This is a genomic window from Nonomuraea sp. NPDC050022, assembly GCF_044460705.1.
Classification (GTDB): Bacteria; Actinomycetota; Actinomycetes; order Streptosporangiales; family Streptosporangiaceae; genus Nonomuraea.
On record NZ_JBITKE010000001.1, the window covers coordinates 421,508 to 436,437 of the forward strand.

Annotated in this window: 11 protein-coding genes; 7 read left to right on the forward strand and 4 right to left on the reverse strand. The window is 71.2% G+C overall.

Annotation, left to right across the window (positions count from 1 at the left end; all coding sequences use genetic code 11):
- The first annotated feature begins 1 nt into the window (after position 1).
- From ACIBO2_RS01855 to ACIBO2_RS01865, 3 genes are all read left to right on the forward strand, one after another.
- Entirely contained in the window at positions 2-2,890 is a 2,889-nt protein-coding gene (locus tag ACIBO2_RS01855) for a BTAD domain-containing putative transcriptional regulator (protein WP_397294831.1), read from the forward strand.
- A gap of 80 nt (positions 2,891-2,970) precedes the next feature.
- A complete protein-coding gene (locus ACIBO2_RS01860; protein WP_358547731.1) occupies positions 2,971-3,561 on the forward strand; it encodes a hypothetical protein in 591 nt (196 codons plus the stop codon).
- A gap of 136 nt (positions 3,562-3,697) precedes the next feature.
- The gene (locus ACIBO2_RS01865; RefSeq protein WP_397294833.1) at positions 3,698-4,144 is read left to right on the forward strand and encodes an OmpA family protein; all 447 of its coding nucleotides are present in this window, start codon (positions 3,698-3,700) and stop codon (positions 4,142-4,144) included.
- Positions 4,145-4,189: 45 nt separating this feature from the next.
- Here the strand turns inward: ACIBO2_RS01865 and ACIBO2_RS01870 are convergent, their stop codons facing one another.
- The 3 genes from ACIBO2_RS01870 to ACIBO2_RS01880 all read right to left on the reverse strand — a co-directional run bounded on the left by ACIBO2_RS01870 (position 4,190) and on the right by ACIBO2_RS01880 (position 7,744).
- Positions 4,190-5,152 (reverse strand): ArsR family transcriptional regulator, encoded by a 963-nt coding sequence (locus ACIBO2_RS01870; RefSeq protein WP_397294835.1) that lies wholly within the window; start codon positions 5,150-5,152, stop codon positions 4,190-4,192.
- A gap of 81 nt (positions 5,153-5,233) precedes the next feature.
- Positions 5,234-6,298, reverse strand: coding sequence for a S1C family serine protease (locus ACIBO2_RS01875; RefSeq protein WP_397294837.1), 1,065 nt, complete (start codon positions 6,296-6,298; stop codon positions 5,234-5,236).
- Positions 6,299-6,316: 18 nt separating this feature from the next.
- Positions 6,317-7,744: an AMP-binding protein gene (locus ACIBO2_RS01880; RefSeq protein ID WP_397294839.1), complete on the reverse strand. Its 1,428-nt coding sequence runs from the start codon at positions 7,742-7,744 to the stop codon at positions 6,317-6,319.
- 79 nt (positions 7,745-7,823) lie between these two features.
- Between ACIBO2_RS01880 and ACIBO2_RS01885 the strand changes: the two genes are divergently transcribed.
- Positions 7,824-8,804: a hypothetical protein gene (locus ACIBO2_RS01885; protein WP_397294841.1), complete on the forward strand. Its 981-nt coding sequence runs from the start codon at positions 7,824-7,826 to the stop codon at positions 8,802-8,804.
- A gap of 62 nt (positions 8,805-8,866) precedes the next feature.
- Entirely contained in the window at positions 8,867-11,044 is a 2,178-nt protein-coding gene (locus tag ACIBO2_RS01890; RefSeq protein ID WP_397294843.1) for an acyl-CoA dehydrogenase, read from the forward strand.
- 106 nt (positions 11,045-11,150) lie between these two features.
- Here the strand turns inward: ACIBO2_RS01890 and ACIBO2_RS01895 are convergent, their stop codons facing one another.
- The gene (locus ACIBO2_RS01895) at positions 11,151-12,995 is read right to left on the reverse strand and encodes a hypothetical protein (protein ID WP_397294845.1); all 1,845 of its coding nucleotides are present in this window, start codon (positions 12,993-12,995) and stop codon (positions 11,151-11,153) included.
- A gap of 98 nt (positions 12,996-13,093) precedes the next feature.
- Here ACIBO2_RS01895 and ACIBO2_RS01900 point away from each other — a divergent pair, with 98 nt between their 5' ends.
- Positions 13,094-14,683, forward strand: coding sequence for a hypothetical protein (locus ACIBO2_RS01900; RefSeq protein WP_397294847.1), 1,590 nt, complete (start codon positions 13,094-13,096; stop codon positions 14,681-14,683).
- Between the two features lie 110 nt (positions 14,684-14,793).
- On the forward strand, positions 14,794-14,928 hold the full coding sequence (locus tag ACIBO2_RS01905) for a hypothetical protein (RefSeq protein WP_263655675.1): 135 nt from the start codon (positions 14,794-14,796) through the stop codon (positions 14,926-14,928).
- Positions 14,929-14,930 lie beyond the last annotated feature (2 nt).

A 14,930-nucleotide genomic window follows, 5' to 3' on the forward strand; every position in this document is an offset into this window, starting at 1 on the left:
AATGCCGAAATTCCCGGCGCTGCCCGGCGAAGAGGGGCGCGGTCCCCTCCGGTTCCGGCTGCTGGGACCACTGCGACTCGAAAGCGACCCGGGGCCGGGGCCGGCGAAGCATCGGGCGGTGTTGGCCGCGCTGCTGGTCTCCGCCGGACGGGTGGTGCCGATCGAGCGGCTGATGGTCGTGGTCTGGGACGACCGGCCGCCGGCTTCTGCGGAGTCGGTGCTCAGGGTGTACATCAGCGCGCTGCGCAAGCTCGTCGACGGCATCAGGACCGTGCCCGGTGGCTATCTGATCGAGGTGGAGCCGGATGCGGTCGACTGCCATCGGTTCGAGCGGCTGGTCGGTGAGGCCAGGCGGGCGAGGGAGGCGGGCAGGGCCGAAGCGGCGGCCGAGGGGTTCCGGGCGGCGCTGGCGCTGTGGCGAGGAGACGCCATGGCCGATATCGAGTCCTCATACCTGCGCAGAACGCACGCCGTACCCCTGGAAGAGCTCCGCCTGACCGCGCTCGAAGAACGTGTGGAGCTGGACCTGCGGTTGGGCAGGGGTGGTGAGGTGGTCGGCGAGTTGCGGGCGCTCGTCGGCGCGTACCCGCTGCGCGAGCGGGCCTGGGCGCGCCTGCTCGACGCGCTGCGCCAGGCCGGGCGGCGGGCGGAGGCGCTGGCGGCCTACCAGGAGGCGCGCCGGGTCCTGGTGGACGAGCTCGGCTTGGAACCGGGCACCGAGCTGGTCGAGGCACACCGGCGCGCGCTGTCGAGCGAAGAACCGCAGCAGCGTGTGCCGGTGAAGAGCGAAGCACCGCCGGATATTTCGGATTTCACGGGGCGGCGGGCGGTCCTCGACTGGATCGTCGCCCGGGTGCCTGCACCGGGAGGTGCCCCCGTGCACCTCGTCGTGCACGGGCCGCCGGGGTGCGGTAAGTCCGCCGTGGCTGTGCGCGCCGCGACCATGATCGACCTCCCGGACGGTCGCCTCTACGCGTCCATCCGCGACCGGCCGCCCGGCGCCGTGCTGGAGGACCTGCTCCGGTCTCTGGGGTGTCCCGACGGGGCCGTGCCTGCCGCGTTCGAGGAGCGTGTGCGGCTATATCGCGGCATGACGGCCACCCGCAGCCTGCTCGTGGTGCTCGACGACGCCACGGACGAGGCCCAGGTACGCCCGCTGCTCCCCACCGGTCCGGGCAGCCTGACGCTGGTGACCAGCCGTTCCCCGTTGGCGGGGCTGGAGGCGGCCAGGGCGTACGAGCTGGGGGTGTTCGAACCCGGTGAGGCCGTGGCCATGCTCGCCGAGGTGGTGGGGCGCGAACGGGTCGGCGCCGAGCCCGAGGCCGCAGACCGGATCGTGCGGCTCTGCGGTGGTCTGCCGTTGGCCCTGCGCATCGCCGGATCCCGCCTGGCCAGGAAGCCGGGCTGGACCCTCGACCACCTGGCCGGACGGTTGGGCGACGAGCGGCGCCGACTGGACGAGCTGAGCGCGGGCGACCTGGCCGTACGTGGCAGCCTGGCGCTCGGCTACCACGGGCTGGCCGACTCCGAACGGCGGCTGCTGCGCAGGATGGGCGCGCTGTCCGCGCCCGACTTCGCCTCCTGGGCGCTCGGTGCCGACCTGGAACCGCTGGCCGAGGCCGGGCTGCTCCAGTCGCTCGGCTTGGACGAATCCGGCGGTGAGCGGTACGGCTGGCACGACCTGACCCGGCTGTACGCCGCCGAACGCCTGACCACCGAGGACGGAGGCCCCGCAGCGGTACTGGCCGGGATCGCGGGCGAGATCCTCGACCGGACCCGCCACGCGAGGACGGCCCTCCTCCCCGCCGAACCCGGCTCAGGCCGCACCCTGACCCACACCGACCACCAGGCGCAGGCGGCCGGTCTGGGTTGGACGGGAGAGCCGGGTCTCGGACTGGCGGGCGGGTGGGGGCTGACAGGTGGGTGGGCGTTGGAGACCGGGCGGTTGCGGGCCGACGCTCGGTGGCTGAGTGCCGAACGCCGGTTCCTTGTGGCGACCGTGGGCGACTTCTACCGGGCCGGTCTGCACGAGGCGGCCTGGCGGCTGGCCTTCTATCTGACTCCGCTGTTCGAACTGGGCGCGCATCACGACGACTGGCACGTCACCACTGCTACCGGCCTCGACGCGGCGCGGGCGGCCGGGCATCGGGAGGGTGAGGCGCTGCTGTTGCGTGCTCTGGCCGATCTGCATCGGGTGGAGGGCCGTCCTGAGTCGGCCGCCGCCGCGCTGAGGGCTGCTCAGCCGCTGGTCGAGGGCCTGGAGCTGGCTCGGATCATGCTGCGGCTCGGCCTGGTGGAGCGGCGGCCGGCCGAGGCGGAACGCGCGCTGGCCAGGTGCCTGCACGTCTTCGAGGAGGCCGGTGACCGGCGCGGCACGGCAGACGCGCTCCGGGCGTTGGGCGTCGCACGCGGAGACCTGGGGTTGGTCGACCGGAGCCTGGAGGCGTACGAGGAGTTGGGTGACCCGCGCGGCGCCGCCGAAGCCCTGCTCGACCTGGCCCGGCTGCACCTCGGCGCCCATCGCTACGCGCGGGCCCGCGACTGCGCCGAGCGGCGGATAAGGATCAACCGGCGCCTGGGCGACCGGCTGCCGGAGGCGGCCGGGCTGCTCGTGCTGGCCGACATCGCCAGCGCCGAGGGAGACCCGGAGGCGGCGGCCAGGCTGGCGAGCCAGGCCGAGGTGATGTTCACGGCTCACGGTGACCGGAGAAGCGCGTCAAGAGCCCTGATTGTCCTTATAAAAGCGCACCTGGACCTTGATGAGGTCGATACTGCGGTTGATGGGCTTGCGCGTGTTATGGGAGAGTCTGACAGCTTCGGTGAGCCCCCGGGGGCCGAGGTCGAGCTTCTGGCGCAAGAGCTGGACAGGCGCCGTGGCCTGGGGATTTAGCCCACTATGCGGATCCTGAAGGTCGCCCGGCTACCTTCGGGGCCACGAGTTCCACCCCTACCGGCAAAGGTGATCAGAACATGCGGAAGACGATCGCGCTGGCTGTCGCGGCCGTCGCGTTGACCGGCTGCGGGATGCTCCCTGGCCAGCAGGGCGGCGGCGGCGAGGAGCAGACGGGACAGACCGCGCCGCCTGAGCGGGCCACCACCGCGGCGAGCGCACCGGCCGAAGCGCAGCCGACCGCGCCCGCGCAGGAGGCCAAGGCGATCGCGAGCCGGGAGGTCAAGGTCGGGGCCGGCGGTCAGTACGGCAAGGCTCGCGTCGACATCACCGGGCTCAAGCGGCAGGGCAGGACGATCAGCCTCAACTGGACCGTCACCGCCACCGAGGGCAAGGTCAACCTGCACAACGGCATGAGCAGCGGCACGCTCGACTACACGGTGTCGGCCGTCTCCCTGATCGACCCGGTCAACGCCAAGCGCTACCGCGTCGCCCGCAACGGTACGGGCGAGGACGCGAAGTGCGTCTGCTCGGGCACCCAGGGGCAGTTCCTGGACAGCGGCGACGCCTCCACGCTCTACGCGGTGTTCGCCGCCCCGCCCCCGGACGTCACGAAGATCAATGTCGAGATGCCGATGATGGGCGTGTTCACCGATGTTCCGATCTCTTAGCGTCGCGCTGGCCCTGTTCCTGTCACCAACGACACTCTCTTCGCCGACGCTCTCTTCGCCAACGCTCTCTTCGCCGACGCTCCTGTCCCCGACCCCCGCTCCGCCCGCCGACGCCACCGGTCCGGTGGAGGATCTGGTGCTTCCCGTCGAGGACATCATCGGCGAGGTCGAGTCGCTCGACGGCACCGAGAGCGAGACCAAGCAGGGCGAGCAGGTCACGGTCGCGCTCACCAGCGACGTGCTGTTCGCGGTGGACAAGTGGGTGCTGACCGCTGCGGCGAAACAGCGGCTCAGGGGAGTGGCGCGCAAGATCGACGCGGAGGGCGCCGGGGGCGTCGTGAAGGTCGAGGGGCACACCGACGACCAGGGCAGCGACGCCTACAACGTCACGCTGTCGCAGCGCCGGGCGCAGGCCGTACAGCAGGCCATGCGCGCCATGCTGACCCGCGGCAACGCCGACCTCCAGGCGAAGGGGTACGGCGAGAGCCGCCCGAAGGTGCCCAACATCGTCGACGGCAAGCCCGTCGCCCAGAACCGGGCGAAGAACCGCCGCGTGGAACTCGTCTTCAATGTCAAACAGTGAGCCCATGCGGTCAGCCCGGCCGAAGTAAGTGAGCTCGCCCCAAGATCAGGTGGTGAGCTGGGCCAGACCGTCGCCCATCGAGGTGCGGCTGTACAGGACAGACCGGCCGCTGCGCGTACGCGAGACCAGGCCCGCCCGCCGCAACACGGCCAGATGACCCCCCACCCCGCCGAGCGTCATCGACAGCTGGGCGACCAGCTGGCTGGTGCTGGCCGGGCTGTCGAGCGCCGTCAGCACCGCCGCCCGGCCCCGCCCGAGCAGCGCGACCAGGCCGTCGGCGGCGGGTGAGCCCCGCTCCCAGAGCGCGGCGACGCCGTGCGCGGGGTAGGTGAGGCCGTACGCGCGCGGTGGATCGAGGTAGACGTACCTGGCGCCGAACGCGTTCGGCATCAGCACCACGCCCACCCCGCCGAGCCGGTGGGAGGCGCCGCGGACCTTGCCGAGCAGGATGCGCTCCTCCTTCAGCTCCATGTCGATGCCGAGGCGGCCGAACACCTCCATCCAGCCGTACACCACCAGCCGCCCGGCCCGTTGCACGATGTCGCGCTCCAGCAGGGCGCGCAGCCGGGGCCAGTCGGGGGCGAGCAGCTCGGTCCAGAGCGCTTCGAGGGCGTCGGCGACCCGCGCGGCGGCGTCGGGAACGTCCAGCGCCGGATCGACCGGCCGCTCCCGATGGCTGAGCCGGAAGTCGGCGGCGACCCGGTCGGCGGGCATCCGCCGGACGGCGGCCACCTCCCGCTCGAACGTGGTGTCCACGCCGTCGGGCGGAACGCAGTAGAAGTCGGGGGCGTAGTCGGTCACCCGGTGCAGCCGGATCAGCGCGCGTAAAACGGGGCTGCCCGCGAGCAGCCGCTGGTAGCGGTCGCGTACGCGGGTCGTCCAGATGGGCAGGCCGGGCGGCACGTGCTGGCCGCTCAGCACGTTGAGCGCGCCGACGACCTGACTCATGGGCGACAGACCGAACCTGACCTTCGCCAGATCCTCGGGCGTGCACTCCAGATGAGCCACCGTCCCACCTCCGGACGCAAAGACTAGCGTTGGCGAAAGGAGCGTTGGCGGAAGGAGCATTGGCGAAAGAAGCGAGGAGAGTCAGTCGCCCGGCAGGACGCCCAAGGTCACCGTGATCGTCGTGGTCGAGCCATTGAGCCTGACGACCCCCACCTTGGCCTGCTTCCCCGGCTGGAGCGTGCTCAGCGCCTCGGCCAGCGTGGCCATCGTCAACGTCTCCCGGCCGTTGACGGAGATGATCACGTCCCCCGGCCTGATGCCGGCCTTGGCGGCCGCGCTGCCCCTGTCGACCTTGAACACGGCGACCCCGGCGGCCTGGCCGTCCTTTACGGCCGTAGTGCCCCTGATGCCGAGCGCGGCCCGGTGGCTGTTGGTGACCTTGCCGTTGCGGATGATCTGAGCGGCTATGTCCGTGGCGGTGTTGCTCGGGATGGCGAACCCGATGCCCGGCGCGGCTCCGCCGCCGAGATCCTGGTCGATCGCGGCGAGCGTCGGGATGCCGATGACCTGCCCGGACAGGTCGACGAGGCCGCCGCCGCTGTTGCCGGGGTTGATCGCGGCCGACGTCTGGATGGCGCCGGTGATCGTCGCACCGGGCGAGTCGGGATCCTGCGGCTCGGTCACGGTACGGCCCACCGCCGAGACGATCCCCTGGGTGACGCTGCCCGACAGCCCCAGCGGGTTGCCCATGGCGAGCACCATCTGGCCGACCCGGAGCTTCGACGAGTCGCCGAACCTGGCCGGTGTCAGCCCCTTCGGGTCGTCCACCTTGATGACGGCCAGGTCGCCGCCGCCGAAGCTCTTGACGAGCCTGGCGTCGTGCGCCTTGCTGCCCGTGGCCAGGGTCACGGTCATCTGCTTCGCCCCGCCCACGACGTGCGCGTTGGTCAGGATGTGTCCCGCCGAGTCGTACACGATGCCCGAGCCGAGCCCGTCCTCGGTGGTGATCTGCACGATCGACGGGAGCACCTGCTTGATGGTGCGTTCGAAGGACGCTTCCAACGGCACCATGGACTCCTGGGCGGCGGGCGTCTGGGACGGTGGCCAAGTCGGGGGCGTCGTAGAGCGGGCCGCAGTGGTGTTCGGCGGTCCTGAGCAGGCGACCAGCAGCATGGCGGCGGCGATCGCGGCAACGACCTTGCCCATGCAGGGCTACTGCCCCGGTCAACTGGAAAGATACGCCTCGCGGACGTTTCGTCTGCTCAGCTTGCCGGTGGGCGTACGCGGCAGCGCGTCGCGGAACTCGATGACGCGCGGATGCTTGAGTTTGGCCAGGCGCGGCGCGCAGTGCCGCATCAGTTCGGCGGTGAGGTCGCCGGTGTCGGCTCCCTCGGCGGGCTGGACGAGCGCGACGACCCGCTGACCCCACTCGGGGTCGGGCACACCGATCACCGCGACGTCGGTCACGGAGGGGTGTTCGAGCAGCACCGCCTCGATCTCGGCGGGATAGATGTTGACGCCGCCCGAGATGATCAGGTCGGTCCTGCGGTCGAGCAGGAACAGGTAGCCCTCATCGTCCAGGTAGCCGATGTCGCCGGGGGTGTAGGCGGGTCCGCGCATGGCGGCGGCCGTCTTGCCGGGGTCGCCGTGGTACTCGAAGCGGTTCACGCCGCCGATGTAGACCAGGCCCGGCTCCCCGGGCGCCACCTCCTCGCCGCCGTCGCCGACGATCGTGAACGTCATGCCGTCGAGTGCCCTGCCGACCGTGCCCGGCCTGGCCAGCCACTCCCGCGACGACACCATGGTGGCCACGGCCGCCTCGGTGGAGCCGTAGTACTCCCACAGCACCGAGCCGAGCCAGTCGATCATGGCCTGCTTGGTCGCGGGCGGGCACGGCGCCGCGCCGTGGTAGAGGTGCGTCAGCGATGAGAGGTCGTACTCCTCCCGATCCGGTACGGCCAGCAGCCGGTGGAACATCGTGGGCACCATGAACGCGTTCGTCACCCGATGCCGCTCCACCAGCCGCAGGGTCTCGGCGGCGTCGAACCGCTCCGGCGCCACGATCGAGTGCCCGAGCTGCAGCGCCATCATCGCCTGACCGTACGGCGCCGAGTGGTACAGCTGCGAGCACACCAGATGCACCCCGCCGGCCGGCAGCCCGAAATGCCGCCAGCTCTTGCGCATGAGGATCGGGTACAGCTCTTCGGGAGTCAGGGGCAGCAGCCGCCGGCGCACGCCCTTGGGCCGCCCCGTCGTGCCGGAGGTGTAGAGCATCATCGACCCGGCCCGCCGGTGCTCCGGCGCGGTGTCCGGCTGACCGGCCACCAGCTCGCCGACGCCGAGCGCGGCGGGGGAGACCACGACCTTCGCGCCGCAGTCGGCCACGATGTAGGCGATCTCCTCGTCGGTGAAATGCCAGTTGACCGGTACGAGGTAGGCGCCGATCTGGTACGTCGCGAGCATCATGGTCAGGGCGTCCAGCCCGTTCCTGAGTACGGTCACCACCGAGTCGCCCGGCGCCACTCCGCGCGCGGTCAGGCCGTGGGCGACCTGGTTGGCGCGGGCCAGCAACTCCCCGTACGTCGCGCCGTCCGGGCCCAGCAGGGCGGGACGCTCGGCGTCGGCGGTGGCGATCTCGTAAAAACCCCTCATGCTCGCGACCATACAGAACTAGATTCTGGCGAGCGAGTAGCGGAATTATCCCGCTCCTTCGTAACGTAACCTGAAAGCCATGGCGGACGTCGGCGACCAGATACCTACCTCGGACTCTCCCACCACCCCGTTCAGGAAGATCGTCCTGCCCGCCGACGAGACGGTCATGGTCCCCCGGCCGTTAGAGCGGCCACAGCCGCCCGACCACCCACCGGTCCAGCCCGGCCAGGGTCAGCCCGGCCAGGTTCAGTCAGGCCAAGGTCGGCCGGTCCAGCCGCTGCCGCCGATCCCGCCCCCATCTCTCAAGGGTGGGCTGCTCGCCAGGGTCGGTGACATCCCGATCAAGGTCATCTACCTGTTCGGCGCCATCATCGCGACCGTGCTGGCCGTGCTGCTGGTGTTCGTGATCTTCTCCGGTGACGTGCCGAAGGACACGCAGCAGCCCCCGCGGCAGGTGGCCCCGGTCTCGCCGGCGCCGGGCGGCTCCGCCTCGCCCAAGCCGTCGGCGGCCGGGATCGTGCTCCCCGAGGTGCCGAAGAGTCTCGCGTACCCCGACCAGGCCGGTACGGCGACCGTCACCATCGGCACCATCTCCGACCTGGCCACCGGCATCGGCTACCCGCGCCTGGGCCTGCCGTGGACGGCCAAGTCGTTCGCGCCGTTCGCCATCGCCCAGCGCGTCGGCAAGGTCGCCATCCCGCACACGGTGATCGGCTCGGCGATGCTCCCCGGCGCCACCCCGAAGCCCAAGCCGGCCAAGAACGCCGACTACCGCGACCTCGCCGTCAGGGCGGTCAACTGGACGCTGCGCACGCAGTATCCGGCGGGCGCCACGATCGCCTGGACCGGATCGCAGAAGGCGCCGGTGGGCAAGGGCTGGATGGTCGGCTACAAGGTGACCTACACGGTCTCGGGCAAGCAGAAGACCTCGCAGGCCATCATCTCGATCCACGACGTGGGGAAGGCCAAGCCGGCGATGCTGTTCGCCTCGATCCCCCAGAGCGGCAAGTCGCACTACCGTGACCTGAACACGATCGCCCTCAACATACGGACCCTATAGGCCAGAAGCATGCTCTAGAATATGGTTCTGGCATATAACGGGGCCTGGCTGGAGGATGTGCGATGGCGATCGGGTTGAGCGAGGAACACGAGGCGCTCCGCGAGTCGGTGAGCGGCTGGGCGGCGCGGAACATCCCCGCCGAGCTGCTGCGATCCGGGACGGACGGGCGTCCCGCGTTCTGGTCGGGGCTCGCCGAGCAGGGCCTGCTCGGCCTGCATCTGCCCGAGGAGTTCGGCGGCTCCGGCTACGGGCTGCTGGAGGCCGCGGTCGCCGTCGAGGCGCTGGCCGAGCGGATGGCGCCGGGGCCGTACGTGCCGACGGTGCTGGCCAGCGCGGTGATCAACGCCTCCAAGCGGCCCGAGCACCTGGAGTCGTTCGCCGACGGCTCGCTCACCGCCGCGGTCGCACTGACCGGCACGCTGACCGGAACCCTCACCGAGGACGGCGGCCTGATCGTCTCCGGCACGGCCGAGAACGTGCTCGGCGCCTCGCTGGCCGACGCGCTGGTGCTGCCGGTCGCCACGGCCGAGGGCGAGGAATGGGTCATCATCGACGCCTCGTCCGCCACCGTCACGGAGCTCAAGTCCCTCGACCTCACCAGGCCGGTGGCCAAGGTGGAGCTGTCGGAGGTGCTGGTGCCCGACCTGGGTGTCCTGGGCGGCGTCCAGAGCTCCGACGTACGCAATCTCGCCGCGATCCTGCTCGGCGCCGAGGCCGCGGGCCTGGCCTCCTGGTGCGTGACGGCCGCCGCCGATTACGCGAAGGTCCGCGTCCAGTTCGGCCGCCCGATCGGCCAGTTCCAGGGCATCAAGCACAAGCTGTCCCGCATGCTCGTGGCACTGGAGCAGGCGCGCGCCACCGTCTGGGACGCCACCCGCGCCGACGGCAAGGAGCTGGACTACGCCGCCGCGATCGCCGCCGTGATGGCGCCCGACGCGGCCGTGCAGTGCGCCAAGGACGCCATCCAGACCTTCGGCGGCATCGGCTACACCTTCGAGCACGACGTCCACCTCTACTACCGCCGCGCGCTCACGATCCGCGCGCTGCTCGGCTCGTCGGCCGAGTGGGCGGCCACCGTCACCGCGCTCGCGCTGCAGGGCGTCACGCGCGAGATGGAGCTCGACCTGCCCGAGGACGCCGAAGAGCTGCGCGAGTCGATCCGCGCGGAGATCGCGTCGCTGAAGGAGCTGGAGGGCACGGAGCAGAAGCGGGCGCTGGCCGCGCGCGGCCTGGTCATGCCGCACCTGCCCAAGCCGTGGGGTCGCGGCGCCAAGCCGCTGGAGCAGGTGCTGATCGCCCAGGAGCTCAAGGCCGCGCGGGTGAAACTGCCCGCGATGATCATCGGCGCGTGGGTGGTGCCGTCGATCGTCTCGTACGGCACCCCCGAGCAGCAGGAACGCTTCCTGCTCAAGACGCTCGGCGGCGAGATGATCTGGTGCCAGCTCTTCTCCGAGCCCGGCGCCGGATCCGACCTGGCCTCGCTGCAGATGAAGGCGGACAAGGTCGAGGGCGGCTGGAAGCTCAACGGCCAGAAGGTCTGGACCTCGGTCGCGCACGTCGCCGAGTGGGGCATCTGTATCGCCCGCAACTCCTCCGAGGGCTCCAAGCACGAGGGCATCACCTACTTCCTGGTCGACATGAAGGCGCCCGGGGTCACAGTCCGGCCGCTGACCGAGATGACCGGCGAGAACCTGTTCAACGAGGTGTTCCTGGACGATGTGTTCGTGCCGGACGAGCTGGTCGTGGGCGAGGTCGGGCAGGGCTGGAAGGTCGCCCGCAACACACTGTCCAACGAGCGGGTCTCGCTCTCGTCCGGGTCGGGCGGCACGGGCGCGTCCGTGCCGGACCTGCTCGGGCTGGCCGGCCGGCTCGGGCGGGAGCTGTCGCCGGTCGAGGCGTACCAGGTCGCGCAGGTGATCTGCGAGGGGCACTCGATCAACGCGCTGTCGATGCGGGTGACGCTCAAGCAGCTGGCGGGGGCCGAGCCCGGCGCGGACGCCTCGGTACGCAAGCTGCTGTCCACCGCGCACGCCCAGCACGTCTCGGAGTCGGCGGTGGAGCTGCTGGGGTCCGCGGCCGTGGTGGCGGCCGACATGAAGCTCGGCGACGCCGGCTACTGGAACCGGGCGGTGCTCGCCACCCGGGCGATGACCATCTACGGCGGCACCACCGAGGTGCAGCTGAACATCATCGGGGAGCGCATGCTCGGCCTGCCGAGGGACCCTGAGCCGGGTAAATGACGGCGGGGGCCGGGCTCGGGGGCCCGGCCCTCCACGGGCACTGGACCGGCTCGCCACGCGAACCGAGCCCTGAAGCGGGCGGAGGTGGAGCGGGTCGGTATGGGCTTTACGGGGTGACCGGCTGGAGCGGGCTCGGCGTCCCGTCGGCCCACGGTCTCGGGATGCCGATCTTGATCTCGCCGAGGCAGGCGTCCGGGCCGTTCGCCGTACGGATGACGAGCTCGGTTCCGCCGCCCTTGACCGCGGCGAACGTCCAGCCGAACCCCTTTTCCGCGGCCACCTCGTCCCGCCCGGTGCCGAGCCGTACCGACAACCGGGTGGCGGCCGGGTTGAGGTAGCCGACCTGGACCGTCCACTCGCCCTCGGGCAGCCGCGCCGGCAGCCGGAAGCGGACCTCGCGCGCGCCGACCGGCTTGCAGCCGGTGGGCTGGGGGATCGTCAGCCCGTCGATGCTCACCGGGCGCAGACGGCCCTGCGGGTCGAAGGTCAGCGGGTTGCGTACCGGGCCGCTGAGGCGTCTGGCCCAGGTCACCGGGTGCGGCGCGATCGGGCCGAGCACCTTCGAGGCCAGCGCGTAGTCGTAGAAGAAGATCGGGTAGACGACCTTGGCGGGTACGTGCGTGTCCAGCACGACCGCGTGCTCCGGGGCGCGCTTGAGCGCCAGCCTGCCGGTCTCGACGTAGCTCTTGACGTCCGCGCCGAACGGCAGGCGGGCGTAGGCCGCGACCGACCAGACCGAGCCGATCGCGACCGCGGCGGCCAGCGGGAGCCAGGCGAACCTGAGGCGCGGCCAGGCGCGCAACCAGGGGCGTTCCTCGCCGGCGAGCGGGATGAACGCCAGGCCGATGGCGATCGCCACGACCGTGGCCGTGGACGACACGTAGCGCAGCTCGGCCCCGCTCAGGTCCGGCCCGAGCTGCTGGATCCGGCCGATCATGACGGGCACCACGTCGGCCAGCGCGAAGTAGGCGAGCAGCACCAGCCACGCCAGCCAGGCCCGCCGCCGGAAGAACACCGAGACCGCCAGCACGACCACCGCGACGCCGAGCCCGGCCCAGACCAGCGCGGGCGGCGTCCCAGCCATCGCGTAGTCCTCGCCGATCGGGCGCCACTGCCACGGTCCGCCCAGCGACGTCGGCACCAGTGAGCTGGACAGCAGCGTCCAGGTGAACTTCGCCGCGAGCCCCGCGTCCGGCAGGCTGGGCTGGATCGTGTCGTTGGTGAGCTGCACGGAGGTGAGAAGCTGACGGAAGAAGACGGCCGCGTAGCCAGCGAGCAGGCCCGCGTACAGCAGCAGCGCCGGCCACTGCCGCCGCCAGCGCCAGCCGAGCCAGCCCACGCTCAGCGCGACGGCCAGCAGCAGGATGAACGGCGCCTTGACGAAGAACGCCATCGCGAACAGCGTCCAGCCCGCCGCGGCCAGCGCGTGCCTGAAACGCCCCGTCCTGGTGTAGAGGACGTGCGAGCACAACGCCATCGGCAGCGCGATCTGGAACGGCAGCGTCTCGATCACCACCGCCCACCACGACAGCGAGGAGATCGTCATCGGCGTCAGCAGGTAGAACCCCAGCGGCACCAGGATGGCCGGGCGCGCCCCGAACAGCAGGCGCAGCAGCCGCAGCAGGGCCAGGCCCGCCGCGCCTAACAGGGTGACCGTCACGACGTGCGCGAGGACGTCGTTGTAGACGCCCAGGCGGCCCATCGCCCACTGGATCGCGAACGGGCCGGGGACCAGGTGGCCGTAGTCGACCCGCATGAGGTAGTCCCACGTCAGGTTGTGCTCCAGGCCGCGGGCGATGAAGGTGAAGTCGTCCTGGCGGAAGTACGTACGCCGGACGAGGCCGGACTTCCAGACGAGCTGTACGGCGATCATCGCCAGGGCGGTGGCCATCACGGCGTCCCCGCCGCGCAGCCAATGACGGGCCCCCACCGTCGTCTCGCTCGTCGCCACCCCGCCCCCTCCAGGCCCCCTCAAGCCTCCAGCGGGAAGCGTAGTCATTGGGTGATTTGCGGGGAATGGCCGTTGTTCGGTTGTGATGTCATAGCGGGATGCCGCACACGACCCGAGCCGGACCGCTGTCGGCCGTGCTCGGGCTCGTCCTCGGCTGCCTCGCCCTCGGACCCGCTCTGGGCTGGGGTTTCGTCCTGGTGCAGGACATGGTCTTCGTGCCGGACCCGGCTTTCTCACGCTTCACGTTCGGGCTGGCCGGCGGGGCGCCACGGGTGGTGCCCAGCGACGCCGTGGTCACCGCGCTCGCCACCGTCGTCCCGGCAGAGCTGGTGCAGAAGGCGATCCTGCTGGGGATCTTCGTGCTGGGCTGCTCGGGTGCCGCCCTGCTCGTGCCTTCGGGCCTGCTCGGGGCTCGGCTGGTGGCCGGGGCGTACTACGTGTGGAACCCGTACGTGGCCGAGCGGCTGCTGATGGGGCAGTGGGCCTTGCTGCTGGGGTACGCGGGGCTGCCGTGGGTGGTGCGCGCGGTCCTCGCCCGGCGCGGACTGCTGCTCGCCGTGCTGCCCGCCGCCGTCGGGGGGTTCGCGGCCATGACCGTCACGGCCCTCGCGGCGCTGCCCGTCGCGGGCCGGCGGGTCCGGGTGGGCGCGGTGCTGCTGGGCGTCAGCCTGCCGTGGCTGCTGCTCGCGCTGCTGCGGCCGGGCGGGCTGAGCGGGGATCCGGTGGGCGTGGACGCGTTCGCGGCCAGGGCGGACGGGCCGTTCGGGGCGGTGGGCAGCCTGCTGTCACTGGGCGGGATCTGGAACGCCAATGCCGTCCCGGCCGGGTACGAGACCGCCGTGGGTTCGGTGGCCCGGTTGGCGCTGGCCGTGGCGGGGATCGTGGGGTTCGTCCTGATGAGGGACCGGCCGAGAGGGCTGGGTGCGGCGGCGGCCATCGGGCTCGGGATCGCCTGCCTGGGGGTGACCGAGCCGGGGCGCGCGGCGTTCAGGTGGCTGGTCGGGGTGTGGGGCGGATTCGCGGTGTTCAGGGACGCCCAGCAGTTCGTGGCGCCGCTGGCGCTGCTGGCCGCGGTCGGACTGGGCGCCCTGACGAGAGAAGCCCTGACACGGGAGGCGCCGAAACGAGAGGCGCTGGCAAAAGAGGTGCTGGCAAAAGAGGCGGGGAAGGCCGGACGGTGGGCGGTCCTGATGGTGCTCGTGCCCGTGGCCGTGCTGCCGACCCTGGCCTGGGGCGGCGCGGGGGCGCTGCGGGCCGTGAGCTACCCGGAGGGCTGGAGCCAGGCCCGTGAGGTGATGCGGCGCGATCCGGAGCCGGGGGACGTGCTGGTGCTGCCGTTCGAGTCCTACCGGAGGTTCCCGTGGAACGGGGACCGGGCGGTGCTCGACCCGGCGCAGCGCTACTTCGCCGTGCCCGGCCGGGAGGTGGTAGCCAACGACTCGGTACGCGTCGGTAGCATGGTCGTCCAGGCCGAGGACAAGAGGGTACGCGAGCTAGAACGCGTACTAGTAGGACCCTCGCCAGACCTGGCCGCAGCGGGTTTCCGGTACATCGTGGTCGACGCGGGGACACTGGAGGAGCGGCAGCGGTTCGCGGGCTGGCTCAGCGGAGCGAGCCTGCTAGTGGCCACAGATGACTTGAAACTGTACCGAACCGACCGCCGGTTTGTACGTTTTTTACAACACTAGGTCCGCTGATCAGCGGATTTATTAAGATTTCGTAGAGCTACTTCCGAGTAGCAAGAATTGGTTCTAAGTTTGGGACGCCCGCTCATTAGCCGCTCGAGGAGGAACCCCCCGTGATCAAGATCCTCTTAGCAGCGATCATCGGTGTCGCCGTCGCCGCGCTCGTCGCGACGGTCACCACCGTGTCCTTCACCGGGGCCACCGCGACGCCCGTCAACCGCCCGCTCTACAACTACGGCGACCGGTAGTC

Coding starts and splice junctions, on each gene's coding strand:
- ACIBO2_RS01900 (WP_397294847.1), top strand. CDS start 13,094: ATGCCGCACACGACCCGAGCCGGACCGCTGTCGGCCGTGCTCGGGCTC.
- ACIBO2_RS01860 (WP_358547731.1), top strand. CDS start 2,971: ATGCGGAAGACGATCGCGCTGGCTGTCGCGGCCGTCGCGTTGACCGGC.
- ACIBO2_RS01855 (WP_397294831.1), top strand. CDS start 2: ATGCCGAAATTCCCGGCGCTGCCCGGCGAAGAGGGGCGCGGTCCCCTC.
- ACIBO2_RS01875 (WP_397294837.1), bottom strand. CDS start 6,298: ATGGGCAAGGTCGTTGCCGCGATCGCCGCCGCCATGCTGCTGGTCGCC.
- ACIBO2_RS01890 (WP_397294843.1), top strand. CDS start 8,867: ATGGCGATCGGGTTGAGCGAGGAACACGAGGCGCTCCGCGAGTCGGTG.
- ACIBO2_RS01885 (WP_397294841.1), top strand. CDS start 7,824: ATGGCGGACGTCGGCGACCAGATACCTACCTCGGACTCTCCCACCACC.
- ACIBO2_RS01880 (WP_397294839.1), bottom strand. CDS start 7,744: ATGAGGGGTTTTTACGAGATCGCCACCGCCGACGCCGAGCGTCCCGCC.